General features: G+C 71.0%; 20 protein-coding genes, 1 tRNA gene and 1 pseudogene. 13 read left to right on the top strand and 9 right to left on the bottom strand.

The genetic code is table 11. From position 1 onward, the window contains the following. Positions 1-213 precede the first annotated feature (213 nt). Both O7618_RS22165 and O7618_RS22160 read left to right on the top strand, forming a co-directional pair. Positions 214-513: an IS3 family transposase gene (locus O7618_RS22165; RefSeq protein WP_018829231.1), complete on the top strand. Its 300-nt coding sequence runs from the start codon at positions 214-216 to the stop codon at positions 511-513. After that, positions 510-1,400 carry an IS3 family transposase gene (locus tag O7618_RS22160; protein ID WP_278108037.1) on the top strand — a complete coding sequence of 297 codons (891 nt, stop codon included), beginning with the start codon at positions 510-512 and terminating at the stop codon, positions 1,398-1,400. Before O7618_RS22165 ends, O7618_RS22160 begins: the two co-directional genes overlap by 4 nt. 572 nt (positions 1,401-1,972) lie before the next feature. Here O7618_RS22160 and O7618_RS22155 read toward each other — a convergent pair. From O7618_RS22155 to O7618_RS22115, 9 genes are all read right to left on the bottom strand, one after another. Next, positions 1,973-2,962: an IS3 family transposase gene (locus tag O7618_RS22155; RefSeq protein WP_278109923.1), complete on the bottom strand. Its 990-nt coding sequence runs from the start codon at positions 2,960-2,962 to the stop codon at positions 1,973-1,975. A gap of 32 nt (positions 2,963-2,994) precedes the next feature. Beyond that, positions 2,995-3,219, bottom strand: a complete 225-nt coding sequence (locus O7618_RS22150; RefSeq protein ID WP_278104785.1) for a hypothetical protein — start codon at positions 3,217-3,219, stop codon at positions 2,995-2,997. A gap of 523 nt (positions 3,220-3,742) precedes the next feature. Further along, positions 3,743-3,815: transfer RNA gene (locus O7618_RS22145), tRNA-Arg, on the bottom strand. Positions 3,816-4,093: 278 nt separating this feature from the next. Next, on the bottom strand, positions 4,094-5,095 hold the full coding sequence (locus O7618_RS22140; protein ID WP_278108036.1) for a DNA methyltransferase: 1,002 nt from the start codon (positions 5,093-5,095) through the stop codon (positions 4,094-4,096). Beyond that, entirely contained in the window at positions 5,079-6,005 is a 927-nt protein-coding gene (locus O7618_RS22135; RefSeq protein ID WP_278108035.1) for a hypothetical protein, read from the bottom strand. Before O7618_RS22135 ends, O7618_RS22140 begins: the two co-directional genes overlap by 17 nt. Positions 6,006-6,673: 668 nt before the next feature. Beyond that, positions 6,674-7,708, bottom strand: coding sequence for a hypothetical protein (locus O7618_RS22130; RefSeq protein ID WP_278105932.1), 1,035 nt, complete (start codon positions 7,706-7,708; stop codon positions 6,674-6,676). After that, a complete protein-coding gene (locus O7618_RS22125; RefSeq protein WP_278105930.1) occupies positions 7,705-8,760 on the bottom strand; it encodes an ATP-binding protein in 1,056 nt (351 codons plus the stop codon). The genes O7618_RS22130 and O7618_RS22125 overlap by 4 nt, the downstream gene beginning before the upstream one ends. Further along, complete coding sequence (locus tag O7618_RS22120) at positions 8,757-10,739, bottom strand: Mu transposase C-terminal domain-containing protein (RefSeq protein WP_278105929.1); 1,983 nt, start codon at positions 10,737-10,739, stop codon at positions 8,757-8,759. Before O7618_RS22120 ends, O7618_RS22125 begins: the two co-directional genes overlap by 4 nt. Positions 10,740-10,798: 59 nt before the next feature. Next, the gene (locus O7618_RS22115) at positions 10,799-11,542 is read right to left on the bottom strand and encodes a TnsA-like heteromeric transposase endonuclease subunit (RefSeq protein ID WP_278105928.1); all 744 of its coding nucleotides are present in this window, start codon (positions 11,540-11,542) and stop codon (positions 10,799-10,801) included. Positions 11,543-12,030: 488 nt separating this feature from the next. On the opposite strand from O7618_RS22115, the gene O7618_RS22110 reads away from it, so the two are divergent. The 11 genes and pseudogenes from O7618_RS22110 to O7618_RS22060 all read left to right on the top strand — a co-directional run bounded on the left by O7618_RS22110 (position 12,031) and on the right by O7618_RS22060 (position 25,725). Continuing rightward, on the top strand, positions 12,031-12,915 hold the full coding sequence (locus O7618_RS22110; protein WP_278108034.1) for a hypothetical protein: 885 nt from the start codon (positions 12,031-12,033) through the stop codon (positions 12,913-12,915). A gap of 648 nt (positions 12,916-13,563) precedes the next feature. Next, positions 13,564-13,980 carry a pilin gene (locus O7618_RS22105; protein ID WP_278108033.1) on the top strand — a complete coding sequence of 139 codons (417 nt, stop codon included), beginning with the start codon at positions 13,564-13,566 and terminating at the stop codon, positions 13,978-13,980. A 2-nt stretch (positions 13,981-13,982) separates the two neighbouring features. After that, positions 13,983-14,897, top strand: coding sequence for a conjugal transfer protein TrbL family protein (locus O7618_RS22100; protein WP_278108032.1), 915 nt, complete (start codon positions 13,983-13,985; stop codon positions 14,895-14,897). Beyond that, positions 14,894-15,856 carry a PrgI family protein gene (locus O7618_RS22095; protein ID WP_278108031.1) on the top strand — a complete coding sequence of 321 codons (963 nt, stop codon included), beginning with the start codon at positions 14,894-14,896 and terminating at the stop codon, positions 15,854-15,856. Before O7618_RS22100 ends, O7618_RS22095 begins: the two co-directional genes overlap by 4 nt. After that, positions 15,856-17,689, top strand: a pseudogene (locus tag O7618_RS22090) (ATP-binding protein). Before O7618_RS22095 ends, O7618_RS22090 begins: the two are co-directional and overlap by 1 nt. Beyond that, positions 17,686-20,205 carry a DUF87 domain-containing protein gene (locus O7618_RS22085; RefSeq protein WP_278108030.1) on the top strand — a complete coding sequence of 840 codons (2,520 nt, stop codon included), beginning with the start codon at positions 17,686-17,688 and terminating at the stop codon, positions 20,203-20,205. The pseudogene O7618_RS22090 and the gene O7618_RS22085 overlap by 4 nt, the downstream one beginning before the upstream one ends. A 327-nt stretch (positions 20,206-20,532) precedes the next feature. Next, a complete protein-coding gene (locus O7618_RS22080; RefSeq protein ID WP_278108029.1) occupies positions 20,533-21,435 on the top strand; it encodes a replication-relaxation family protein in 903 nt (300 codons plus the stop codon). Positions 21,436-21,915: 480 nt separating this feature from the next. Next, positions 21,916-22,728, top strand: coding sequence for a hypothetical protein (locus tag O7618_RS22075; RefSeq protein WP_278108028.1), 813 nt, complete (start codon positions 21,916-21,918; stop codon positions 22,726-22,728). A gap of 440 nt (positions 22,729-23,168) precedes the next feature. Next, complete coding sequence (locus O7618_RS22070) at positions 23,169-24,014, top strand: hypothetical protein (protein WP_278108027.1); 846 nt, start codon at positions 23,169-23,171, stop codon at positions 24,012-24,014. Further along, the gene (locus O7618_RS22065; protein WP_278108026.1) at positions 24,011-24,328 is read left to right on the top strand and encodes a hypothetical protein; all 318 of its coding nucleotides are present in this window, start codon (positions 24,011-24,013) and stop codon (positions 24,326-24,328) included. The genes O7618_RS22070 and O7618_RS22065 overlap by 4 nt, the downstream gene beginning before the upstream one ends. Positions 24,329-24,588: 260 nt before the next feature. Then, entirely contained in the window at positions 24,589-25,725 is a 1,137-nt protein-coding gene (locus tag O7618_RS22060) for an FAD-dependent monooxygenase (protein ID WP_278108025.1), read from the top strand. The last annotated feature ends 16 nt before the right edge of the window (positions 25,726-25,741 follow it).

The following is a 25,741-nucleotide window of genomic DNA, read 5'->3' as shown; positions in this document are numbered from 1 at the left end:
CTGTCAGGGCGTAGGCGCCGCACCGGCATCGGGCGCCTACGCCGGCGAATCTGCGCGGATGCAGGCACCGCACCGATCTCGGCGTCTAAGAGCGCGTTTGGTTTGTGGGTGGGTCGGGTGTGTCGCACAGTGGGTCCGGTCGATGGTTGTAGCCGGGTCGGTAGTGTGGTTCCCCTCGTAACGTGGAGGCCAGAGCTTGGGGGATAGAGGTTCATGGCTGAGACGAGACGCCGGTTCGATCCGGAGTTCCGCGCGGGCGCGGTCCGGATTGTGCGGGAGACCGGGAAGTCGATCGCGCAGGTAGCGCGTGATCTGGGGATCAACAGCGGCACCCTGGCCAACTGGGTTCAGCAGGATCGTGCCGCTCGTGGCGAAGCCGCTGCCGGGCAGCTGGCCGAGGACGAGCGGGCGGAGCTGGCGCGGTTGCGGCGGGAGAACGCCGAGCTGGCGATGGAGCGTGATGTCCTCAAGCGATCCGTGGTCCTGTGGGTCAAGGAAGCGACGGGCCGGTGAGCGTGGCCGCCTTCATCGTTTCCCAGAGGACCGAGCACGATGTGCCGCACGCGGTGGCCTGCCGGGCGTTGGGGGTGTCCGAGTCGTGGTTCTACAAGTGGCGCGACCGTCGGCCGACGCCTCGCCAGGATCGTCGGACCAGGCTGACGGACGCGGTCCGGCGCGTCTTCGACGCCTCGGGCGGCACCTACGGCAGTCCACGCGTCGGCGACGAGTTACGTGAGCAGGGCTGGCGGGTGTCGGACAACACGATCGCCGCGGTCATGGCTGATCTGGGCCTGGTCGCCAGAGCGAAACGGCGCCGGCGTGGGCTGACTCGGCAGGGCAAGCGGCCAGCCGCCCCGGACCTGGTCAAGCGTCAGTTCACCGCATCCGCGCCGGACGTGGCCTGGTGCGGCGACATGACCGAGATCGCTACGCAGGAGGGCAAGCTCTACCTCGCCACCGTCATCGACCTGTACTCCCGGCGCATCCTCGGCTACGCCATGGGCGACCGGCACGACGCCGGTCTGGTCGTCGCCGCGTTGAACATGGCCGCGGTCACCCGTGGCGGCGACGTCGCCGCAGTGATCTTCCACAGCGACAGGGGCAGCGAATACTGCTCGGCCGACTTCGCCCGGGCGTGCGCCCGCTGGAAGGTACGCCAGTCGATGGGCCGGGTCGGCTCGTGCTTCGACAACGCCGTGGCCGAGGCCACCTTCTCCACCATCAAGGTCGAGTACGTCCACCGCCACCAGTTCCGCACCCGTACCGAGGCCCGGCTGAAGATCGCCACCTGGATCACCGACTTCTACAACCGGCGCCGCCGCCACTCCGTCTGCGACGGACGCTCACCGATCGACTACGAACGGTCAACTACCCACGTCCTGGAAAACCAGGCCGCATAACCGAGTCCTCCACGATTCCAGGGGATTGACAGAGGCGCACCTGGCGAACGCCTCCCCAGACGACGAGCCGATGTGGATCCGTACCAGCGGCTTCACCGAAACCTCCCTCGCCAGCCAAGCTGGCCAGGCCCTTCGAGACCTGGGCGATCTCCCCGGAGCCGAGACACAACTCCGACGATCGATTGCTACTCGAAACGCTGACGCATACCGCCGAATCCATACCTTAACGCTGGCGAACATCGCGGATGTCCAATGCAGTCAAGGTCGACTTCACGAGGCCTCCAAGAACTGGAACTACGCCATGGACACGATGGCGGGTATTAGATCTGGGCGTGCCCACCTGGCCGTAAAGAACATCCGAACACGCCTCGGCGGCCTCGGTGCCCGGCTTCCCGCATTCGCCAAGCAGCTCGACCAACGCGCCGCCGCCCTCTTGCAAAAATAAAGGCCCAACCATCCGAGCCGAGGGCGGCTCCGCGACATGACTGGGCAGTCCTTATGCGCGTCCTCGTCTCAGCGGTCATCAGGGGGCGGAGCCTGTCAAGTCAACTGAGACATTTTCTTGATTTTGTTTAGCTTTGTGCTGCTGGTTGGTTGGGCACGGGCGAGGCGGTGGTCTGTTCGGGGTCGCTGTTGTCGGGTTTGTTGATCCATGCCCGGTCCGGGAGGCGGGGCGGGCGTGGACGGCGGCGGCCGAACCGTTGCGGGTGCGCTGCCCAGGCCGCGTCGAGGGTCTGTTGCCGCTGTTCACGGATCTGCCCGGCGGTGCCGTGATGCACCGATGCCGGGGTGTGCAGGCCGACCCCGGAGTGCCGGTGCTCGTGGTTGTAGTAGGTGTAGAACGCCTCGCAGTGCTGCCGGGCGTGCTGGATCGACCCGAACCGCTCGGGAAACGTCGGGTCGTACTTCAACGTCTTGAAGCTCGCCTCGATGTACGGATTGTCGTTCGATGTCTTCGGACGGCTGTGGCTACGGCCGATCTTCAGATCGGTCAGCAGCTGGGTGACGGTCTTGCTGGTCATCGCGGCGCCACGGTCGGCGTGCACGGTCAACTGATCGGCATCGACGCGTTCGCGGGCGGCCGCGTCAGCGATCAGCGCCTCGGCGAGCTGGCCGTCCTCGTGCGCGGCGACCAGGTGCCCGACGACGTAACGGGACCAGATGTCGATCACGGTGTAGAGGTGGAACCAGACGCCCTTCTGCGGGCCGCGCAGCTTGGTGATGTCCCAGGACCAGACCTGGTTCGCCGCGTCGGCCACGAGTTCGGGTTTGGTGCGGGCCGGATGGCTGGCCTGGCTGCGGCGTTCGCCGCTCTGCCCGGCAGCCCGCAAGATCCGGTACATCGTGGACTCCGAGCACCACCAGCGGCCCTCGTCGAGCTCGCGGGCCCACACCTGCGCCGGCGCCAGATCTTGGTACTCGGGCCGGTTTAGCAGTTGCAGCACCTGCTCACGTTCCGCCTCGGACAACGCCGACGGCGGTGGCCTGCGCGCGGTCCGCGGCCGTGAGATTAGCGGTGGTACGCGGTGCCGGTAGAGCGTCGCGCGGGAAACACCGGTCAGCCGGCAGGCCCCGGCGATGCCCCACGCCGGGGTCAGCGCCTGCTGTGCCTCGGCGAGGACGGGTTCGGCATCGGCGCGGAATCCGCGCTCTCGGAGAGCAGTTCCAAGAGCGCGTGCGCTTTTCCCATGATCTGCAACGCGGTCTCAGTCTTGGCCAGCTTGGCCTGCAAGCGGGCGTTCTCCCGCTGAAGACGGGCAAGTTCGGCGCTCTCGGCCTTCTTCGCTGCCCGCGCGGCCGATTGCCGCCGGTCCGTCAAGCCGGCCGACGCTCCGGCGTCTCGGGCCTTGCGCCAGTCGAGAATGTGTGACCCGTACAACCGTTCCCGGCGCAGAATCGCCCCGCGAGCCGCCGCGTCCGGCGCCGCGTCGTACTCGTCCAGGATCCGCGCCTTGAACTCTGCGGTGAATGTCCGCCGCTGGGGCCGGGCGTCCGGATCCAGGCTCTCGTGGGGCTTCGACGTTATGCTAATGATCTCTCCTCAGGACCGTCCAGGAAGAGTATCCCCTGGTAGACGGGCTGTCTCACATCAGCGTGACAGGGAGGGGGGCTCTGCGCGTGCGCTCTGGCACACGCCACCAACCCGGCTACCTCCACCGACGACGGCTGGCTCTGAGCAATCCGAAGCCCCAACCTGTACGGCTCACGAGAACGACCGCGCCACTACGTGAGGATGCCCCGGCCGATCGGCCGGGGCATCCTCACGTAGTTACTAGAGCGCGAAGGTGGCCTTCACGATCAGGTGTCGATCAACCACGTTCCGCTGTTGCAGTTCTGTGACGTGCCCCCGGCAGGATTCGAACCTGCGACACACGGTTTAGGAAACCGATGCTCTATCCCCTGAGCTACGGGGGCGCGAGGGCCTAGTCTAGCGACCTGGGGGTTCACCTGGGGTGGCAGGGAGTGGCCCACGTTCACCCGCGTTCCCCGGACCGCCGTTGTCGCAGCCCAGGAGCACACGCCGAGCACACGAACCCCGGTTTGCGACCGCCGGTCGGCCGCGTTGACCCGCGTTGGCACCGGTTCACCCGGGTTGGCATCCGCTGGAGGAGTCTCACCGCGCGCGGCCAACCGCAGAAGGCAGCAGCTGTGCACTCCCGCCGCGCGGCTCGGGTGGCGGTGGGCAGGCGCACTCACGCGACCACCCCTCCCCCGAGGGTGCCCCCCAGGCTTCCTGAACCCGAGTCGGTCTGGCTCTTGATGAACACGAGGACGTCCTCGTGGGCGATCAGGTGCATGGGAGTGCCGGCGGCCCGCGCCTTACGGACCGCCTGCAATTGGAAGAACGACGGCCGCGCGACGAGACCGCCGTCGCGGACGGCGGCGAGCAGCGCCACGCACCGGTCGACGGGGGTGAGGCCCGCCCGGATGCCGGCGCCGATGACGGCCGACGGCAGGTCGACCAGTTCGCCGTGCTTGCGCCACGGTCGGGCGGTCACGACGACGACGCCACCGGGGCGCAGGAGGGTGTGGCAGCCGGCGAGGATCTGGGCGAACCCGTCAGCGAGCCCGGTGAGGTCGCGGTAGGCGAGGTTCCCGCGGTCGGTGCCGTCGTTGTAGGCGTTGTCGAACTTCGCCACCCCGTCGGCGCCGGGCCGGACCAAGCCGTGCACGGTCGGCCCGTACGGCGGCGAGGTCACCACGAGGGCGACCTGCCCTGTCAGGGCCGCCGGCACCAACGACAGGATGCTGGTGGCGTCGCCGCGGATGACACCGGCCCGGCCGGTCGCGCCCTGGGTGTGGGCGTGCTTGATGTTGGCGTCGGCGATGTCGGACCAGCGGGACTCGTACTCCACCCCGATCGCGTCCCGGCCGGCGTGGATCGCCTCGACCAGGGTGGTGCCGATCCCGCACATCGGGTCGAGCACCAGGTCCCCGGGCGCGGTGTAGGCGGTAACGGCGTGCGCGGCGATCGCCGGGAGCATCCGTGCCGGGTGCTGCACCGATTCGCGCACGTACCGGCCGCGGCGCTGGACCGGGCCGGTTGCCTGCGCGGTCGCCCACACCGACAGCCGCTCGGGCGGAGCGGCGCGGTGGCGTCCTCCGGCGGCCCTGTCGGCGGCGCCGCTGGCGGTGGTCGGCTCGTCGGGTTCGGGCGCCACAGAGTCCGCGCGGTGCTTAGCCACGGCGACCACCGCCCTCGCGCCCGCCCTGTCGCGGGGCGTGGCGCTGGCTCTGGGCCTGGCTGAAGACCATCAGGTCCGCGTGGACTCGTAGGTGCGCCACCTGCCAGCGCTGGTTGATGGCGGTGGTGAGGGTGAGCAGTTCCTCGTCGGTGACGTGGTAGACGAACGCGTCCCCGTCGGTGTCGGCGGTGACGGCGACGAGGTGCTGCAGGTAGCCCAGTCCGACGTCGGCGGCGGCCTGGACCACGCCGGAGAAGTCCTCCGGGCCGGCGGTGGTGCCGGCCGGGACGGTGACGACGAGGATCAGGCAGCCGCCCGGTTGCAGCAACGCGGCGCAGCCGGTCAGCAGCCACGCCAGCCGCACTCGGTTCGCGGCGACGCTCTCGTGCAGGGGCCAGCAGGCGACCACGAGACTGGTCGCTGCCTGCAGGGAGCCGCCGGGTGGCAGGTCGGCCACCGAGTCGGCTGGTGGGTGCAGCTGCGGGTCGGTGAGATCGTCACCGAACCAGGCGCCCATCTCGGGCAGGTCGTCCTCCTCGCCCGGTTCCGCGCCGCCGGTGGTGCCGGCGGGCGGGACCGCAGTGGCCGGGCCGATGATCAGGCTGGACGCGTCGGTGAACCACGCCGGGTGGTGACGGCGCGCCCCGGCCGTGCAGGCCTGGATGAGGGCGTGGTCGGTGGTGAGGTCGACGACCGCCTCGCCGGGGCGGCTGTAGGCGGCGATGAGGCGGTCGGCCAGTCGGGTGCCGATGCTGCGGCCGGCGTCGCCTGGGGTGCGGGCGGTGCGCCAGACGGTGAGCGGGACCGGCGGGTCGCCGGCGACCAGGTCGGTCGGTGTCGGGTCGACCCCGGCCAGGAGGCCGGTGTCGACGGTGGGATCGTGCTGCGGGTTGTGGTGCTGCGGCGTGTGCTCGCTCATGTGGTGTCGGCTCCGCGCCGCGCTGTGGTGCGCTGACACCCTCAAACCGGTGTTTGTGAGCTGTGGCGAACACCTAGCGATCTCACGGGGATCTCACGAATGTCTGACAACCGATTCCTGTCCGCTCGGCTGGCCTCGGGAACGCGGGATGATCCGGCTGTCGCCGGCTCGACCGGGCCGGGGTCGGCGTCGTGAGATCGTCAGAGCGATCGGCCGCCCCCGGCTGTCAGACACGCACGGTCACGACCACCTCGACCATGACAGCGACTTGCATCGATGACACGGAGGCGCTGGCCGGTCTTGTCAGATCGCCGTCCGATGTCCCGGACGGCGGCGGCGTCTGTCCTGACGGCGGCGGCGTCACGGAGGACACCGGTGCTGGATTGTCATCGGAGGCGGCGGCCGTGTCAGACCTTCCCCACGCCGGACGAACGCCGTCAGACGGCGCGCCACCGCGGCGCGCAGGGCTGACGATGGCATTCGGCTGCAGTGTCAGCCTGTTGTCCGTTGACAGCGAAGTTGAACCGTGTTGGTCGTCGTGACCAGGGACGGTTCATCTTCGATGGCAAAGAAGTTGGTTCGCGTGCTCAGATGTGGCCGTCGGGCTTGAGATCTGTGCCACCGAATCTGAACCTGATCGTGGTGTTGGCCGTCGCGCTGCGACCGGGTTAGGGAGCGTTCGGGTTCGGTCGTTGACGGGTTCGGCTGCCGATGGAGTGCTGGCGGTGTTCGCGGGAGACGTAGTCACGGACGGTGTGATACGAGGTCTCGGCGTGGTGGTCGTCGACGAGGCGCTGCCAGATGGACACGATCGTGATGTCTGGTTCGGTGGTGATCATCTGGTCGATGTGGGGGCGGAGCCGATCCAGGATGGGGTTGCTGTAGGTGCTCTGCGCTTTTGGTGTGGCTGGTTCCGGTGCCCGGCCGGTGAGGGCTTGCTCGACGACTGCGGGGTCGGTGAGGAACTGGCTGGCCAGTGCGGTGATGAGGTCGTGGCCGGCTGCGTGTGCGCGAATCGCGGTGAACAGTTCGGCTCTGCTGAGTAGGAATTGGGCGGATGCGGTGTCGGCGGGGTCAGCGCGGGCGCGGTTGACGTAGTTGCGGACGGTCCAGTAGGAGACCGTCAGGGCCTGCTCGGCTTGCAGCTGCTGCCAGATCGACCAGATCGTCGCCGTCGGGTTCTGGGCGATGAGGTGGTCGAGGTGGCCGGCGACGTGGTTCAGCACGGGGTTGTTCCATGGGCTGCGGTTGTGGTGGCGGGGCCCGGTCTGGTTCGTTAGCGCTCGGATGATCGTGCGTCGCGGGACCGCGAATTGCCTGCTCAGTCGGTTGACGGTTTCGTCTGCGCCGGCTGCGCGGCGCAGGGCCGAGGGCAGGCCCGCCGGATCGTGGGGTTCCCGCGTGACGGGCGTCGCGTCGGTTGGCCGCGGTGTGCGCAGTGGGGGGCCGGGCGCTGCCGGTCGGAGGGCGGGCATCACCCGGGTGAGCTCGTCGGTCGTGCGGCCTGTCACGGCCGCCAGGCGTGAGACCTGGAGACCACCAACGGTTCCCGGCGTGGAACTGAGATAGGTGCGCAGGTAGCTGGGGCGCAGGTGGTTGGCGGTGGCTAGACGCCGCAGGAACGACTCTGGGCTTTCCCCTGGGCTCAGCGCAACGTGCCGGGGTAGCCGCTGCGGACGGTCGGGCGTGGTGTCGCGGCTCATGGGATCGGGGCGGTTTGCCTGCTCGCGGGCTGGCGGGGTCTGCGGGTGGCCCTGCTGGCGGCGGTCTGCGCGGCGATGTCGATCTGGATGGAGTCCAGGCTGCGGCGGGTGATGCGTTCGGTGCCGTCGAGGACGGCTTGGACCGCGGCGCCGCGGATGAGCCTCAGCAGGCTGCCGATCATGCCGCTTGTGCGTTGGTGCAGGTAGTCGCCCAGGCCGGTGAGGGTGTCGGGGTGGTGGCGGTGCAGGCGGAGGCTGTCTTCCAGGACGGCGATGAGCCCGGTCCAGTGCTCGCCGGGTGCGAACGCCTCGGTGCGGATCATGCTGAAGCGTCCGGCGATCTGCTCGCCGCGGGTGCCGGCCAGCAGACCGGCGCGTTCGACGTCGATGCCGGCGTAGACGAATGTGGCGGGGATGCGTTCGGAGAAGTACTTGAGCATGTCGGAGGCCTCGGCGCCGGTGCGGGTGGCCAGGGCGAGGTTGTGTATCTCGTCGACGGCCATCAGAGCGGTGCGCGCGTCGATGCAGACCCCGCAGACGGCCTCGATGATGTCGGTGATGTTCGCTCGTGGGGCCGTGGGCAGGCCGAGGAACCGGGCGAACTCGATCGCGATCATCTTCGCCGTCGCGGCCGGTGGGACGGTGATGTAGACGGTCGGAATGTCACCGGCGGATTCAGGGCGGCGTCCCCGGTGGATGACGTCGAGGGTTTTGCCCAGTTGCGTCAGGGCGGTGGTCTTGCCGGTGCGGGCGGCCCCGGACAGGATCAGTCCGCTGCGGCCGGAGTGGGCGTTGCGGTTGAGGTAGGTAAGGCGGCGTCCCTCGGTGATGACCTGCCGGATCGTGGGTGTGGCCACCACCAGCAGGTAGGCGTGATAGTTCAGGCGCCGCTCGTCGTAAGTCAGGCGATCGTGGTCGGACAGCTGGTTCCAGTCCCGCTCAGGGAGCAACTTCGACGCGACCGGGGCCTCCTGCACGAACGCCCGCCAGCCGGCCAGGGTGGTCAGCTGCCGGTGCGTGCCGTCGTCGGAGTTTTGGGGCCGGGCGGTCACCAGCGTTTCTTCGCTTCCTCGTGAGCGTCGAACACTCCCAGCGGGATCACCGGGGCGATCGGGCCGGTGTCCTCGCCGTCCGCCTCGTCCTGAGCGCCGTCGAAGGGCGGCGACGGCAGAGGGACGGCAGGGGTCGCGGCGCGGGTGCGGGCGACGACCCGCCTGTCTCGCCGCGAGGGCGCGGCAGCAGCGGAAGACTCAGGCGGTCCGCGATGCGCGCGTTGCAGCAGGGCGTTGACCGCGTCGGCGAGCTCGGCCTCGGTGGCCTCCGGCAGGCCCTTGCGGACGTGGTCCCAGGCGAGTTCCCCGAACGGACTGATGACCCTGTCCAGGTGTTTCCAGCCCGCCCGGATCCAGCCGCCGGCCGGGTCACGCACCCAGACCCGGGACACGTCGTAAGGGTCGTAGTGAATCTCCCACCGGTCGTTCTTGGCCGTCACCCCGGAGGGCTGCCCGCGCAGCGGGTTGAGCGCCTCGGCGTCGTAGGTGCGGTAGTTGATTCGGATGCCGTAGGCGTTGATCGCCTGCCAGCGGGCCGGTAGCAGCTCGATGTAGTCGGCGCCGGACAGCGCCACCGGGACGTAGCCGGCCGCTTCGATCAGCGCCGCGTACTTCTCGTTCGGGGTGAACGCCCGCCCCGGGCTGACCGGATCCCGCAGGCCGTCATGCGGCCGGTTCTGCCATGCCGCGACGATCCACTCGTCGAGTAGTTCCTGCAGCTCAAGCAGCGACCACAACGGTCCGTCCTCGACCTTGCGTCCGCGACGTTCGGCGTTCGCGCCCGTGTAACCGGCGACGAACTGCGTGAACCCGGTCGCGACCGACGCCAGCATCCGCTCGATGTGGGGTTTGTCGGTCGGCGTTGCCTTATGCGCCGGCTGGAAGTTGATCCCCAGGAACCGGCAGGACGCCCGGAAGTTGTGCGACACGAACACCTTGCCGTGATCACACACGATCGTCTCCGGAACGATCACCGGACGGGCAGCGGCGTGTTCCAGCCGCTCATCGATGCTCAGCAGCCGCTGGTGCGGCAGCACCGAACGGGACATCCGCAGCGCGTCGACCCACCCCGGACGCATCGGCTCGGGCGTCACCGTGCGCGCCAGCAGCACCGACGCGTCCACCGCCTTCGTCGTCGGACGCAACACCGCGGCGGTGACCGTGCGGGTCGCGACATCGATCATGCCGGTCAGCTCCACCCGGCCGACCACCCCGTCATCGAGCAGGACCAGCACGTCCAGTGGGGTCGAGTCGATCTGCATCAGCTCACCCGGTGCGGAAACCGTCACCTGCCCGAACGGCCCGTCCGGGCGGTTGGCCAACGACCGGCGGGTGCGCGCAGCCCCGGTCACGTGCTTGCCCGCGGCGAGCTTGTCGAACAGCCGGTAGAGCGTGCGCTGCGACGGCACCACCACCGCATCACCGCGGGCGGCGAGCAGCTGCTCGGTGCGCCAGAGCACGAAACCGGCCGTGCGTGAGGACGCGTCCGTGGTCTCGGCGATCGCCGCGCGCATCGCTTCCACCACCGCCTCGTCCACCCGCCCGAACACCGGCGTGCGCCGCGCCGCCCGCTGATCAACCAGCCCGAACAACCCCTGCGCCTGATAACGCAGCCGATACCGACGCACCGTACTAATCGCCGCCGGGCAACCAGCGGCGTTCAGCTCGGCCACCTTCGCCCGCTCCCTGCGGGCCAGCGACTGCACCACCGGGTCATACTCCGGACGCGGCCCCTCGCCGACGTCACCGTCACGACGGCGGCCATGCAGCACTTCCAGAATGTGCTGCTCCCACCAGAGCGCCTGCTCGAGCACGGCAGCCGGGACATCCTCCAACTGGCCAGCCGCCGGCACCACCGCCGGCGCTCCCGCGCCGACCACGGCGAAACCCGGTGACGCCTGCAACACCGCCAACGGCACCGTGCTGACCACGCCCATCGCATCGGCCAGCCGGACCGCCGGCCCCGCGACACCGACCACCGTCAACACCGCCCCGTCGACCCGGACCCGATCACCAGGCCCCAACCTTCCCCGCCCGGTCACCGCAGGGCCCCGCCCTGGGCGGCGACGCTCACCAGGCTGCCCGGATGCAACAACTCGATCTCCAGATCAACCCGAAGCACCCGCCACCACAGCAGGTGGAACAGCACCGGCAGCACCGCGAGCCGGTCACCGACCTCCGCGGCGGCCTCGAACAACGGCCTCGGCCGCTGACACACCTCACCCAACCGGTCCGCCAGATCGATGTCCTGGCCGCACCGGGGATGCCGATACCGCGACAACCACCGCACGTTACTCAGCAACACACCAGGTAGCACCCCAACCCGGCGGAACTCCCACCCCACCTGCGCGCAAGCCCACGCCGTCACGGCGAACGCCTCTTCGTCAGCAGGTGCGACTCGCTCGTCCGGCCGCACATCGATCACCACGCCGGTCCCGTCCACGCTCCGCGCGAAGTAGTCGGGCGCGTGCCGACGCGACCGCGTCCCGTCCGACCAGTGCAACCAGAACGGCTGCGACGCGACACCCACCACCTCCTGGTCGAAGTCCAGCAACATCACATGGTCACGTTCGAGCCAGGACTCGTAGCCCACGTGCCGGCCCGTCGTGGCCGACCACCACCACCCGGCGAAATCCCGCCGACCCCTCGACCAGCGGAAACGCCGCACCGGCTCAACGTCCTCGAACGCCATCGCCCGGCACGCCAGCAACGGCTCACGCTGCCGCCCGGCGGCACCGACGAACTCCAGCACCACCTCCTGCTGGCCGGGCTCCACCGCCACAGACCGAGCCAATCCCACCATCCACTCCAGACTCGATCACCGGGGTGGGCCAACTGTAGTGGCAGAAAATCCATCCGAACCAGATTCGATGGCAAGGAGTTCAACTTCGCTGGCAACGGACACCTGTCGCGATCTGACACCGTGCTGCCCGCGGGGCGCTGTTAGACGCTGTGAGACCGGCTGGGTCCCCGTTGTCAGACCCCTCGGCCGATGTCGTGTCCCTCGCGGCCTTGTCCCGTGCCCTTCGTCTCCTGTCGTGTCAACGCGCAGGTCAAGGCGGCTTTGTCAGAACGGTGACGCGCGCCAGCGTCGGTCGTCAGTCAGCGGGTGGCCGGTGGCGGCTGGTGCTGTCGAGCCGAGGATTCATGCCTGTTGGCCTGCGTTGTCAGGGGCCGGTGAGACCGAGGTGGCGCAATGGCGGTCAGGCGCGCCGGCCGTACACCTCCGGCCCGTCATCGACATTCGTCTCTGACATGGGAGTTCGTGACATGACCGTGTCCGCCAAGGACTGGCCCGACTCGCCTCTGGACGCCGTGGACACCGCGTTCGCCGACCTGACCTGCGACCCCGACCCGTTGTCACTGGACCTCGACCCGCTGGCCGATCAGCTCGGCGATGACAGTGGTCTGCCCGGCGGTGTCATCGCGCTGCCGGCGTTGCGGCAGTGGCTGCTGGAGCACCCCCGCGCCTACACGGCACGTGACGTCGTGTGGCGGGAGCTGGTCCGCCGCGCCCGTCTCGACGGGCCCGCCTGGGTCATCGCCGCGGTCGCCCTGGCGATGCCGGCGCTGCGCCGCTACGCCGGCCGGCTGCACACTGGCTGGGCCGGTGACGCTCACGACCTGGACGCTGAGATCCTCACCGGCTTCCTGGGCGCCCTGCGGGACCGGGTCGACCTGGCCAAGCCGGCGCCGTACGCGGCGCTGTGCATGGCGGCGTGGCGGGCCGGCCACGAGCTGCGGCAGCGTGACGGCGCCGAGGCCGTTCCGGTGGACGACCTCGAACACGTCACCGGCCCCCGCACCCCGAAGCGTCCTTACGGCCATCCGGACCTCCTCGTACGCCGGGCCGTCGAGTTGGGCATCGTCGACGAGTGCGATGAGCAGCCCTACATTGACGTGCGGCTGGGCCACCGGGCCATCGAACCCATCGCCGCCCGCCTCGGCCTGGAGGTCGACACGCTGCGGCGGCGCGTCGAGCGCATCGACGTCCGCATCGCCGACGCGCTCGCCGCCGGAATGCTCACCGAGGCGACCTCACCCCGGGCGCGAAAAGACCTCACCGCCGCGGCCGAGCGACGGCAGCACATCCGGGCCGCCCGCGGCGGCAGCGCACGGCATCCTGTGGCGCAGGTGACGCTGGCAGCCGCCTGACCGCCGACCATCCCGCAGGCTCTCCCGACGCGGGCCCGACCATCTGGTCGGGCCCGCGAGCGCGTACGGCGAACCCGCCGCGCCGCACCACTTCGACCGGCTCCCACCCTGGTGCGGGAAGGGCCGTCGTACTCACTTTCGGGCGGCCCGTCGGATCTCTCACGGATCTGACAGCGGCGCCCACGAGGAGTTGAGGCGGCGGCTGTGAGACCCCGGTGCCGATGCCGACGGCGAGGTCCGCCAGCAGCGGCACGATCGTCGGACAGGCCGCTGACCAGGGTTGTCAGAGGTTCGTGAGGTCGTGTCGGAGCGCTGTGGGATCGGCAGGTGTTCGCCACAGCTCACAAACGCCGGTTTGAGGGTGCGGAACTCCTCCGACGCCACCACGGCGTCACGCAGGGGGTTGATTCCGCCCGCCGCCGGGCCGGGAGGCCGGGTCGGCATGGGACCGGGTGCCTCGGGTGCTGCGCCACGTTGATGCGCTGACACCTCATCGATCATCGCCAACCCGAACGGGAGGACGAGCTCCTCCCGAGGTTCACCACGGTTCCCGGCCGACGTGTGTCTTCCGAGCCCCGGCGGCGGCTCTCCGCCCACCGTTTCGACGAATCGCCCCGGCTGCGAGCCGGGGTGGGAGGTGCAGCCATCATGTTCCGCCCGCTGTTGGCACGTTCACGTGCCCTGACCATCGCCCTCTCCCACGCACTGATGACGACCCGCGCGCTTCGCCTCGTCGCCCGGGTCGCCGCGCCCGCCGCGGCGGCGGCTGTGGTGACGCTGGCCGTGCCGGCCGTCGCTTACGCCGACGCCGGCGGCCCGGTCGTGCTGGCCGCCAACGACCTGCCCACCGTCATCGCCAACCTGCAGACCTGGGTGATGGGCATCCTGGCCGCCGTCGCCACCCTGTTCCTGGTCCTGGCCGGGGTGTACTGGGCCACCGCCGGCGGGGATCCGGCCCAGGTCGACAAGGCCAAGGGCGCACTGAAGAACGCCCTGGTCGGCTACGGCCTGGCCGTGCTCGCGCCCATCCTGCTGGAGGTCGTCCAGGGAATCGTCGGAGGCTGACGATGGCCTGGGCGCTCGACCAGATCCTGGACTGGTTCGCCGGTCTGCTGCTGGACTGTCTGAACGGGCTGATCACCGCGATCACCCACGCGCTGTTGATCACCCCGGACGTGACCAGCCTGCCGCAGGTGCAGGCGCTGACCGGGCGGTCGATCTGGGTCGTCGACACAGTGTTCGTCCTGGTGTTCGTCGCCGCGGGTGTCCTGACCATGGTCGCCGGCGGCGACGAACGCGCCCGTTACACCGCCAAGGATCTGCTGCCGCGGTGCGTCGTCGGGTTCGTCACCGCCCACTTCTCTCAACTGATCGCCGGCACGCTCATCGAGTACGCCAACGCGTTCACCGCCGCACTGACCGCGCAGGACTTCAACGGCGACGGGGCGTTGAACGCCGTCAGGACCCACCTGATGGCCGCGCGTGACCAGACCGCCGGTCTGCTGTTCGTCGTCTGCCTGGCGATCATCGTGTTCCTGCTCGCCGCCACCGCCTGCAGTGTGATCGTCCGCTTCGCGGTCGCGTTGGTGCTCACCGCGGTCGCGCCGATCGCGCTGGCGTGTCACGCCCTGCCGCAGACCGACGGCGTGGCCCGCATGTGGTGGCGGTCGTACGTTGCCATGCTGGCGATCCCGGTGGTGCAGGCGATCGTGCTGTTCGCCGGCCAGTGGATGCTGCTGGACACCAGCAGCATGCTGCCGCTGCTGGGCCTGCCGGTCGAACCGGGTGGTGTGCTCAACCTGTTCGTCGTGATGGTCCTGCTGTGGACCACGGTCAAGGTGCCGGGGTTGATGCGCCGCTATGCCACCAGCGGCGGAGGCGGGCGTGGCGGCAACGTGCTCGGCGCGGTCGTGCGGGTCGTCGTGGTGCAGCAGCTCACCCGCGGGCTTCGCATCCCCGGCCTGGGGGCGGTGCGACGATGAGCCGCGACCGGCGTGACGAACAGGCCGTCACCGCCCGCATGCCCGCCGATGTGGACGCGCCGGACAAGGTGCTCTATGGGCTGACGTTCCGGCAACTGGCGATCCTCGCCGTCGCCGCCGTCATCTTTTACGGCGCTTGGCGCGCCCTCCACGCGATCGTGCCCGCACCGGTGCTACTCGGCGCCGCGGTCGTCCTCGGCGGCCTGGTGTTCGGCCTCGCTGTCGGCCGCCGCGACGGACTGCCCATGGATGTGTGGCTGGTCTCCGCGGTCCGCCACTCCCGGGCGCCACGCGCGCTGTCCACCACCGACACCACCGCGAAGACACCCGACTGGGTGCAGGCCCCGGCGTCGAAGGTGATGCTGCCGGCGCCGCTGAAACTGCCCGCCGACGCCATTGACGACGACGGGGAGATCAGCCTCGGCGGTGTGAAGGCGGCGATGGTCGCGGCGACCAGCGTCAACCTCGCGTTGCGCACCGCCGACGAGCAGGCCGCCCTGGTCGACACCTTCGGCCGGTGGCTCAACAGCCTGTCCACGCCGACGCAGATCGTGGTGTCGGCGCAGCCGGTCGACCTGCACTCGGCCGCCCGCACCCTCGCCCAGGCGGCGGACGGGATGCCGCACCCGGCTCTCGCCGACGCGGCGGCCGACCACGCCCGTTTCCTCGACGACCTCGCCGAGCGGCGGGATCCGCTGCGCCGGCAGGTCCTCATCGTCACCCGCACCACCAGCGGTGAACGGAGCGAGCACGCCGCCCGGCGCCGCGCCGACCAGACGGTTCGGTCCCTGTCCGGGCTGGGCGTCACCACCCGCGCCCTGGACGGCCATGCGACCACCGCCGCCCTGGCCGCCGCGGCGGACCCCTACCGGCCGCCTCGCCCCGGGGGCCTCGCCGCACCCGACACCACCATCACCGCGCCTCCGGCGAGGAGGCCACGCACCAGGAGGACATCGTGATCTCCGTCAAGCGCCGACGCACCCCGAACGACGACAGCACCAGCCCGCCATCCGCAGGACTCGCGGCGACGGTAGCTCCGGCCTCGGTAGAGGTTACGCCGCGGTTCCTGCGGGTCGGCGACGGCTACGCGGCCACCCTGGTGGTGACCGGATATCCGGCGGAGGTCGGGCCGGCGTGGCTGGAGCCGCTGCTGTCCTGGCCGGGCCGCCTCGATCTGGCCCTGCACATCGACCCGATTCCCGCGCCGGTGGCGGCATCGCGGCTGCGCAACCAGCGGGCCCGGTTCGAATCCAGCCGGCGCGCCGACGAGCAGAAGGGCAAGCTGGCCGACCCGTACGTGGAGGCCGCCGCCGACGACGCCGCCGATCTGGCCGAACGCCTTGCTCGCGGGGCGGCGAAGCTGTTCCGCGTCGGCCTGTACCTGACCGTGCACGCCCGCACCGAGGCCGAGGTCCTCGAGGCGTGTGCGCAGGTGAAGGCCGCCGCCGCGTCCACTCTGATCGAAGTGCAGCCCGCGACGTGGCGGCACCTGCCCGGCTGGACCACCACCCTGCCCCTCGCGACCGACAGCCTGCAGATGCGCCGCACCATGGACACCCAAGCCCTGGCCGCCGCGTTCCCCCTCGCCAGCGCCGATCTGCCCGCGCCGCTGCCCGGCGACCCGGCCACCACCGGCGGGGGTCCTGTACGGGGTCAACCCGGACTCGCAGGGCATCGTCTGGTGGGACCGGTGGGCGCAGGAGAACCACAACAGCGTGATCCTGGCCCGCTCCGGCGCCGGCAAGTCCTACTTCGTCAAACTCGACGTGCTCCGCAACCTGTACCAGGGAGTGCAGGTGGCCGTCGTCGACCCCGAGGACGAGTACCTCCGGTTGGCCGACGCGGTCGGCGGCACCATCGTGCGGCTCGGCGCACCCGGCGTGAAGATCAACCCCCTGGATCTGCCGGTCGGGGACATTCGCCCGGACGTGCTCACCCGCCGCGGCCTGTTCCTCCACACGTTGATCAGCGTGTTGGTGGGGCATGTGCCGCCGCCCGCCGAGCGCGCCGCCTTGGACCGGGCGATCCTCGCCGTCTACCGGCAGGCGGGCATCACGGCCGACCCGGCCACCCACCACCGGCCCTCACCGCTGCTGAAGGACTTGGCCGCGACCCTGCGGGCCGACGACAACGCCGCCTCCCAAGAGTTGGCCGCCCGGCTCGCCCCGTGGGTGGCCGGCTCGTACTCCGACCTGTTCGACTCGCCGACCACGACCCGCCCGGACGGGCACCTCGTCGTCTGGAGCCTGCGCAACCTGCCCGATGAGCTCCGCGCCGTCGGCACCCTCCTGGCCCTAGACGAGATCTGGCGGCAGGTCGACCTCCCACCTCAGTATCGGCGGCGGTCCCGCGAGGGATCCCGCCCGCAGGGGCGGCGACTGGTGGTGGTGGATGAGGCCTGGCTGCTGATGCGCGACGGGGAAGGCGCCCGGTTCCTATTCAAGATGTCCAAGGCCGGCCGGAAACGCAACGCCGGCCTGTCGGTCATCACCCAGGACGTCGCCGACGTGCTCGGCACCGACCTCGGCCACGCCGTCGTCTCGAACGCGGCCACGCAGGTGCTGCTCAAGCAGGCCCCGCAGGCCATCGACCAGGTCGCCGACGCGTTCGGTCTGACAGCCGGGGAGCGGCGGATGCTGCTGTCGGCCCGGGTCGGGCATGGCCTGTTGATCTCCGGCACCAACCGGACCGCGTTCGAGTCGATCTCCTCGCAGGCCGAACATCTCCTCGCCACGACGAAGCCGTCTGACCTCGCCGACCTCGACCCTGACGATGGGGAGGAGGAGCTGTGATATCCCTATGTGCCCTCTCGCCGACGCCGACGCCGGCGCCCAGCCCGTCCGGGCCGGGCGCCGGTCTCATCTCTCCGCCAGGCGCACCCGCGCGGTGGGTTCTCCACGCTGCGGATTGGGCGGCCGACCGGCCGTGGCTGCTCGGCGTCGCCGCCCTCCTACTTGTCGTCTACGTCGCCGGGCGGAACCTGGTCGACGGGTGGCGGCACCGCCGCCACGCCGACGGCGCCCGCCTCGTCACGGTCGCCCCACCGCCGGAGGTCGACCCGCACAGCGCCGCCGCGCTGTGGGCCAACCTGCACGGCACCCTCACCCCGTCCCGCCGCCGCCGGCTTCTGTACGGCAGCCCACACGTGACGTGGCAGTACACCTGGACCGGCCGGCAGCTGCTCATCTCGATCTGGGTACCCGGAACGGTGCCGGCCGGGGCCGTCGAGGCCGCCGTGCGCGCCGCGTGGCCCGGCGCCGCCTGCACCACCGACGACCAGGCGCCACCGCCGATCCCGCTCGACGTGCCGGCCGCCGTCGGCGGGCACCTGCTGCCGACCGCCGCGGAGTGGCTGCCGTTCGAAACCGACCACGACAACGACCCGCTGCGGGCACTCATGTCGGCCGGGTCGCAACTGAAACCGGACGAGTACGCCTGCGTGCAGGTCCTCGCCCGCCCCGCCACCCCCCGCCGCGCGGTCCGGGCGCGCCGCACCGCCGGCCGAATGCGCGACGGCAAGACGGCCGTACCGGCCATCAACCCCGCCGCCCCGCTGCTGTGGCTCATCGAGGCGTTCCTACCCGGCCGCACCGCCACCACCCGCAGCGGCGGCCAGCCGGCCGGCCGCCGGGACCCCGGCGTGGAGCGGGACGTGCGGGCGATCCTCGACAAGACCGCCCACCCGCTGTGGACGATCGGCATCCGTTACGCGGTCGCCAAGAACACGCGCCGCGCCGGCAGCGACCCCTACCCCAGGTTGCGGGGTGTCGCGGACGCGGTCGCCTCGTCGTTCGCCGTCTACGCCGGCCGCAACCGGCTCGCGCACCGGGCGCGGATGGCGCAGCCGGTGGCTGTGCTGGCCGCCCGGCGGCTCGGGGCGGGGTTCCTGGCCTCCACCCCCGAGCTGGCCGTCCTCGCGGCGCTGCCGCGGGATCTGGCCGTGCCGGGGCTGGATCGGGCGCGGGCGAAGTCCATGCCTGCCCCGGTGGCGGTGCCGACCGGCGGCCGCGGGATGAAGGTCCTCGGCGATGCCGAAGTTGGTGGGCACGCGGTGGCCCTGTCCGTCGCCGATGCGAGGTATCACATGCATGTGGTCGGATCGACGGGCTCCGGGAAGACGACCCTGCTGGTCAACATGGCCGTCGAGGACATCAAAGCCGGCCGGGGTACCGTGGTCATCGACCCGCACGGCGACATGGTCCTGGACATCCTCGACCGGCTCCCCGCCAGCGTCGCTGGGCGGGTGGTGCTGTTCGACCCCGACCAGCCGAACCCGCCCACCCTCAACCCGCTGTCCGGCACCGACCCGGACCTGGTCGTCGACAATCTCGTCAGCATCTTCGGGAACATCTTCGCGAAGGCGTGGGGGCCGCGGATGGACGACGTCATGCGGGTGGCCTGCCTGACCCTGCTGCGGCACGCCAACGTCACCCTCCAGCACATCCCACCCCTGCTCAACTCGGCGCAGTTCCGGTCGGCGATGACCGTCGGCCTGGACGACCCGGCCGGCCTGTCCGGGTTCTGGCAGTGGTACGACCAGCTCAACCCGGCCCTGCGCTCCCAGGTCATCGGTCCCGTCCTCGCGAGGTTGCGGGCGTTCCTGCTGCGGGACTTCGTCAAGCGCACCATGCGCTACCCCCGGTCCAGCTTCGACATGGGCAAGGTCCTCGATGGTGGGGCGCTGCTGGTGCGCATCCCGAAGGGGCAGTTGGGTGAGGACACCAGCAAGCTGCTCGGCTCCCTCGTTCTGGCGCAGGTGTGGCAGGCGGCGACCGCCCGGGCGGCCGTGCCGGCGGACAAGCGCCGCGACGCCACGTTGATCATCGATGAGTGTCAGAACTTCCTGACTCTCGCCAACTCCCTCGATTCGATGTTGGCGGAGGCGCGGAAGTACCGGCTGTCGATGGTCCTCGCGCACCAGGACCTGGCCCAGTTCCCGAAGGACCTCCTGGCAGCGGCGTCGGCGAACGCCCGTAACAAGCTGTACTTCTCCGTCGCACCGGAGGACGCCCGCGTGCTGGCCCGGCATACCCTGCCCGAGCTCGATGAGCACGACCTGACGCACCTGGACGCCTACACCGCTGTTGGGCGGCTCGTCGTCGGTGGGCGGCAGACGCCGGCGTTCACCTTCAAGACCCGGCCGCCGAAGCCGGTCGTGGGCGAGGCGACGGCAATCCGGCAGGCTGCGGCGCAGGCGGTGCCGGCGCAGGACACCAGCGCGATCGACGACCTCGTCGACCGGTTCTCGGCCCGACCTGACGACAACCGCCGGTCCCGGGGCAAGAGCGGTCCGGAGGCGAACGCCTGAACTCCGGAGGGCGGTTGACGCGAGATCGACAGATCGGTCGACCGGGGCCGACCGCGTCCCGGTTGCCCCTTCCGTGCGGGCTTCACCAGCCCTTCACCACCGATCACCACACCGCACTGACAGATCCGGCCGTCCGGTTCTGTCAGTGCCGCTCACCGGCCGTGTCCAGCCTCCGGTGACCACCTCACCGAACTCAGACACCCTCCCTCGGAGGGAACTCCTCTTCCGCCTGGAGCATCCATCGTGTCCACCAACAACTCCGTCTCCCGCTCGGCTTCTGCCTCATCCTCCGCCTCTTCCTGCGCCTCTTCGTCAGGTTCCCGTTCGTTGTCTCGTCTCGCTCGTCTTGACCGGCTTCGTCGGCTTACCGTCCGTGATCATCAGCTGTTGCGGTGGCTCGCCGAGCACTACGTGCTGTCCACCGACCAGGTCACGGCGGCGCTGTTCCCGTCGCGTCGCTCGGCCCGGCTCCGCCTCGCCCAGTTGCACCAGATGGAGGCGGTCAGCCGGTTCGTCGACGTCACCACCGGCAGCGGCCAGTACCTCTACACCCTCGGCCCGCTCGGCGCGGTGGTCCACCCCACCCAGTTCAACGACCCGAACCACGCCGACGCCCGCGCCCCACGCACCAGCATCGACCGCACCGAACGCATCATCGGCAGCCGCCGCCTGGCCCACCTGCTCGGCACCAACCAGCTGTTCACCGACCTGCTCGGCTACGCCCGCACCGACGGGAACGCCCGGCTGCGCCGGTGGTGGTCCGAGCAGCACACCACTGCCGCCTTCGCCGCCGCCTCCTACGCCGCCGGCAGCGGCACCGGTGTCCAGCCCGACGGGCACGGCATCTGGCATGCCGGAGGGCGCACCGTCGGGTTCTTCCTCGAACACGACAATGGCACCGAACCTCTCGGTACCGTGCTGCGGAAGCTGCGCGCGTACGAGCAGCTGGCCATCTACGGGCCGCGGTATCCGGTGCTGCTGCGCGTCCCCGGCCGCCGCCGCGAGCAGCACCTCCTCGACGCCCTCGCCGGGGTGCCCACCGCCATGCCCGTGGCCACTGGCCTCCACGGCGAGCACCCCGCCGGGCCTGCCTGGACGCTGACCACCGACCCCGGGCCGCGACGCTGGCTGCACGAACTGCCGTCCGACCACGGCCCGGACAACCCGGCCACCAACCCGCACCGCTTCCCCGACACCGACCTCAGCGGCCCCGCCGACCCGGAGCCCTGACATTCACCTTCACCGCACGCGGAGGGGGGCCGTCCACCGTCGTGGGCGGCTGTGAGACCGCCCGGATCTCACAGCCTCGCCGTCCCTTGCCCGAGGAATCGGGCGGTCGTCTGACAGTGCAGGTCAACGGCACTACTGACGATCATGACGGCGGCCGGCGCTGACAGATCCGGCCGCTACCTTCATCGGCACCACCTTCACCCATATATCGCTCCACCCGGTCCGGTCCCACCTCGGGAACCACCGCCGCACCCCAACGGTGCGCTCCGCCCACCCGCCTTCTCGGCCGGTCGGCGCCCGCGCCGCGCGGCGACCCCCAGGTCGCACCGCACCACCCGCACCACCCCGCACCATCCCGCTCCACCAGCAGCGACTCTGCTGCACCCATCCGCTGTTCGTCCCGTGAGTCGACCCATGTACCCGGTGGGCCGGCCGCTTCCGCGCGCCCAACAACGCGCCCTACCGAAGGAGGAACCCCAGATGACCGCAACCAACGGTGCCGCGACCCCGCTGAGCCGCTACGGCACCCGCGTGCCGACGGTGACGCCCCGCCCGGGCCGCAAGCCCGCCCCCGCAGCCACCACCGCCAGCACCACGGCGCCCACCAGCCCGATGGTCACGCCGACCGCGACGATCAACACCATGATCGTCTGCCTGCCCGACGGACTGCCGTCGCAGGCCCTGACCGCCACCCAGCTCGACCGGCACTTCGGCGTGTCCGGCACCCTGCAGCCCCGTTTCTGGGCCATCCCGGACATGTGGCTGTGGCAGCGGCGCGACCTGGTCGCACCGCGCAAGGGACGTCCGGTGTACTGCGCCGGCGGACCGGTCAAGCTGCTCGACCTCGCCGCCATGCGCCACGCCGCCGGCGTCGGCGCCGGCATCCGCCACCAACTGTGGCAGCAGGTCGTGCACGGCACCCGGCCGGCCACCCCGTGGCCGACCCTGCTGGCCCGCCACCTGGCGGACCCCGCCCGCTACCCGCGCGAGCGGGCCGAGGCGGACTTCCACCAGCAGGCCCGCGTCAACGCGATGCGGATGCACAACGCGGCCAGCTACGGCGCCGCCCACCTCGCCGTGGGGGAGCTGGAGATGTTCCAGGCAGGCCCGATGGCCTACCAGCACTACAGCGCCACCACCGCCGTGTGCGGCGACGCCCTGCTCACGCCGGACGGGCACAAGTTCGCGCCCGCGAGCGACGCCCTCGCCCACCGGGTGACCTACCTCGAGCAGGCGATGCGGTACCTCGACACCGTCGAGACCGACCAGCGGCTGCTCGCCGTCGCCCTGTAAGGCACCACCGGATCCGGGATCCGGTCGGGCACCGCCACCCATCCCCCTCTTCCCTGGGGATCGGCGGCGGCCCGACCGGCTCCACCCCATTCCCAACCGCACCGCGCCGGCCCTGGCAGCAGGCGGCGAGCTCTACCAGCCGCACCCATGAGCCCCGCCGGCCTGCGACGCACACCCCTAACCCGGCCAGCGCGGCGAGACCGCCACCGCAGTTCACCGCCTGTCGGGGTACTCGCCGACACCGCCACCCGCACCTCAGCTCCACCTGGCACTCGCGCTCGATCCGGATTTCCGGGTCCGACGCCGTACGTCGGGTCGCCGCGGCGGGTGAGCACGCTGCCGCCCGCGCACGGCCCGGCGCCCCGGGCTGGGGCGCCCCGCAAGCCCGGCCAGCGAACGGCCGACCTTTCCCTCTTCCCTCATCAGGAGGTTCCTTCGCCATGTCCGACCGACTGTGGTTCCGCGTCGACGACATAGTTCCCCTCGCCGAACACGCCGCCGCCACCAGCGCGCACCTGCGCACCCGGCAGCAGTACCGGGCCGGTGTCCCGGACCAGGCCGCGCTCATCTGGTCCCACGACACCGACGGTGACTGGTTGTCCTCCAACGGCGTCCCCCGCTGGTACGACGCCGACGGCACCGACCACCGGGCCCTCGCCGAAACCTGGACCCACACCGCTACCGGCGCCACCGGCAACCCGGTCCCCGCCGACGACGGGCACGGATTCCTGCCCCTGCGCACCGATCACGTCGACGGCCGGCGGGACCTGCTCGACCTGCTCCGCTACGCCTGCCACCACGGGATGCACTGGTTCGGGCTGCACCCGGACCCGGCGAGCGACGACACCAACGACCGCTACCGCGTCTCCCGCCACCGCGGCGACGTCACCCCGCCGCTGTCCACCTGGACCCCGGCGGCCGTCACCTGCGACGTGGTCGGCGGTGGCGCCTACCGCGCCATGGTCGCCCCCGGCTACACCACCCTCACCCGCAGCGGGGTGCTGTGTCGCTTCCCCCTGTTCGCGGTGCAGCGCATGGCCGCCCACCTCGACGGCCTGCACCCCGGTGACATGCCCGGGGAGCACCCCCAGCTGCGGTTCGACGGCGACGAGGTCGCCGTCGAGTGGGAGAACGACGACGGCCTGAACAGTCGCTGGGTCGAGGACGACCGGGTCACCCCGGACGCCAACCGCTGCTACGCCATCGGCGCCTACCAGTGGCCCTGGACCCTCGTCGCCTCCGAGGCAACCTCCCGCGCCGCCGACCCGACGGACCGGTCGCGGTGATCGTCGACGAGGTGTTCCACCAGGGCGGCCCTGGCAGCTACGAGCTGACCCGGGTGCACCACATCGACGGGTACGTCCTGCGGGTCCGGGTCTACCGCGACAGCTACGCCAAGCAGAGCACGGCGGTCGCCGAGGTCCTCACCCCGCTGTTCATCTGGACGATCATCGCCAGCAGCCCCGGTAGCGGCTGGCACCGCACCACCCCGACCACCTCACCCGACGCGACGCCGCTGATCCCGGTCGCCGACGAGGTGCTGCAGCGGGCGCGGCAGATCCTTCCCGTGCCGCCACCATTCACCACGCCCGGCCGGTAACCCGCCAAGACCACGCCCTCCCGCGCCGCACTGCCCGCCCGGTCGCCACCTCACGCACCAGCGGACCCACCCCGGCGCCGGACCTTCCGAACCTCATCCGCCCGCCGCACCACGGCGGACTGCTCAGCGCGTCCACGGCCCACCGCCGCTGACGCGCTTTCGCACTGGCACGACCTGGCCGATGCCCGGCCACCCGCGCACTCGCGCACACCCGGGCACGGCCGTGCCCGGGTTCCCACCCTCCGTAGAAGGGAACCCTGATGACATCCACCAGCAGGCCCCGCATCGCCGTCGTCGGCGGCAGCCTCACCGGCCCCGTCACCGCGCTGCTGTTGCTGCACGCCGGATTCGACGACGTCACCGTCTTTGAGGCCGCGCCGGCGTCCGCGCCCCTGGGCGGCGGCCTCATCGGTCTGGAACACCCCGCCCTCGACGTGCTCGACCGCCTCGACATCGGCCAGCACGAGTTCGTCGCCCACGACTCCGAGGCCATCGTCCAGATGACCATCCGCGACCGCCACCCCGCCGAGACGATCAGGCGTACCTACCCGGGCCGCAACACCACCTGGACGCTGCTGCACCACGCCCTGACCCGCCGCCTACCCGCCGGTGTCCTGCACTCCGGCATGAAGGTCACCGCCCTGGCCGAGCAAGCCGGCCAGCCGGTGCTGCGGTTCCGCGACGGCCACACCGAGGCCGCCGACCTGGTCGTGTTCGCCGACGGCCGGTCCTCCACCGGCCGCCGCATCCTCGACCCTGACCGGACCCTGCGGTACGCCGGCTACGTCGCCCACCGCGGCATCGCCGACACCACCCCCCAGCCCGGCCTGCGGGACTTCCTGCGGCTGCAGCCCTGCCCCGGTGCGCAGTTCAACCTCGCCCCGGTACCCGGCGGCTGCGACTGGACCTTCTACCTCAACTGCACCAGCAACGAGTACACACAGCGGTTCGGCGCCGACCCCACCCGCCGGGTCTTCGCCCTACCCCGACACGTCAGCCCCGCCGCCCGCACCCACGTCGACACCCACGCCGACCAGCTCCTCCCGGCAGACCACGCCGCTGTCGTCCACGCCACCACCACCCGCATGGCGATGCCAGTCCTCGACATCACCCCACCGGAGCGCATGGTCTGGCCCGTCGGCGGCGGCCACGCCGTCCTGCTCGGCGACGCCCTCGCCCCCGTCCGCCCGCACACCGCCCGCGGCGCCAACAACGGCATCGAACAAGCCGCCGGCCTCGCCGCCGCTCTCACCCAGCACCGCAAGTACGCCGCCGACCTCACCGCCGCCCTGCACGGCTGGCAACGCCGGCACCTGCCCGCCGCCGTCGCCGCCGTGCGCCGCGGACCCGCCATCGGCCACCAACTCGGCCTCGGCACCCACCACCTCGCCCAGTAACCCACCCGAGAGGAAG

This window comes from Micromonospora sp. WMMD980 (assembly GCF_029626035.1).
Classification (GTDB): domain Bacteria; phylum Actinomycetota; class Actinomycetes; order Mycobacteriales; family Micromonosporaceae; genus Micromonospora.
Note: the sequence above shows the minus strand (reverse complement) of the source record. Positions and strands in the feature narration are given on the sequence as shown.

Coding starts and splice junctions, on each gene's coding strand:
- O7618_RS22060 (WP_278108025.1), top strand. CDS start 24,589: ATGACATCCACCAGCAGGCCCCGCATCGCCGTCGTCGGCGGCAGCCTC.
- O7618_RS22075 (WP_278108028.1), top strand. CDS start 21,916: ATGACCGCAACCAACGGTGCCGCGACCCCGCTGAGCCGCTACGGCACC.
- O7618_RS22135 (WP_278108035.1), bottom strand. CDS start 6,005: ATGAGCGAGCACACGCCGCAGCACCACAACCCGCAGCACGATCCCACC.
- O7618_RS22100 (WP_278108032.1), top strand. CDS start 13,983: ATGGCCTGGGCGCTCGACCAGATCCTGGACTGGTTCGCCGGTCTGCTG.
- O7618_RS22070 (WP_278108027.1), top strand. CDS start 23,169: ATGTCCGACCGACTGTGGTTCCGCGTCGACGACATAGTTCCCCTCGCC.
- O7618_RS22105 (WP_278108033.1), top strand. CDS start 13,564: ATGTTCCGCCCGCTGTTGGCACGTTCACGTGCCCTGACCATCGCCCTC.
- O7618_RS22165 (WP_018829231.1), top strand. CDS start 214: ATGGCTGAGACGAGACGCCGGTTCGATCCGGAGTTCCGCGCGGGCGCG.
- O7618_RS22110 (WP_278108034.1), top strand. CDS start 12,031: ATGACCGTGTCCGCCAAGGACTGGCCCGACTCGCCTCTGGACGCCGTG.
- O7618_RS22130 (WP_278105932.1), bottom strand. CDS start 7,708: ATGAGCCGCGACACCACGCCCGACCGTCCGCAGCGGCTACCCCGGCAC.
- O7618_RS22095 (WP_278108031.1), top strand. CDS start 14,894: ATGAGCCGCGACCGGCGTGACGAACAGGCCGTCACCGCCCGCATGCCC.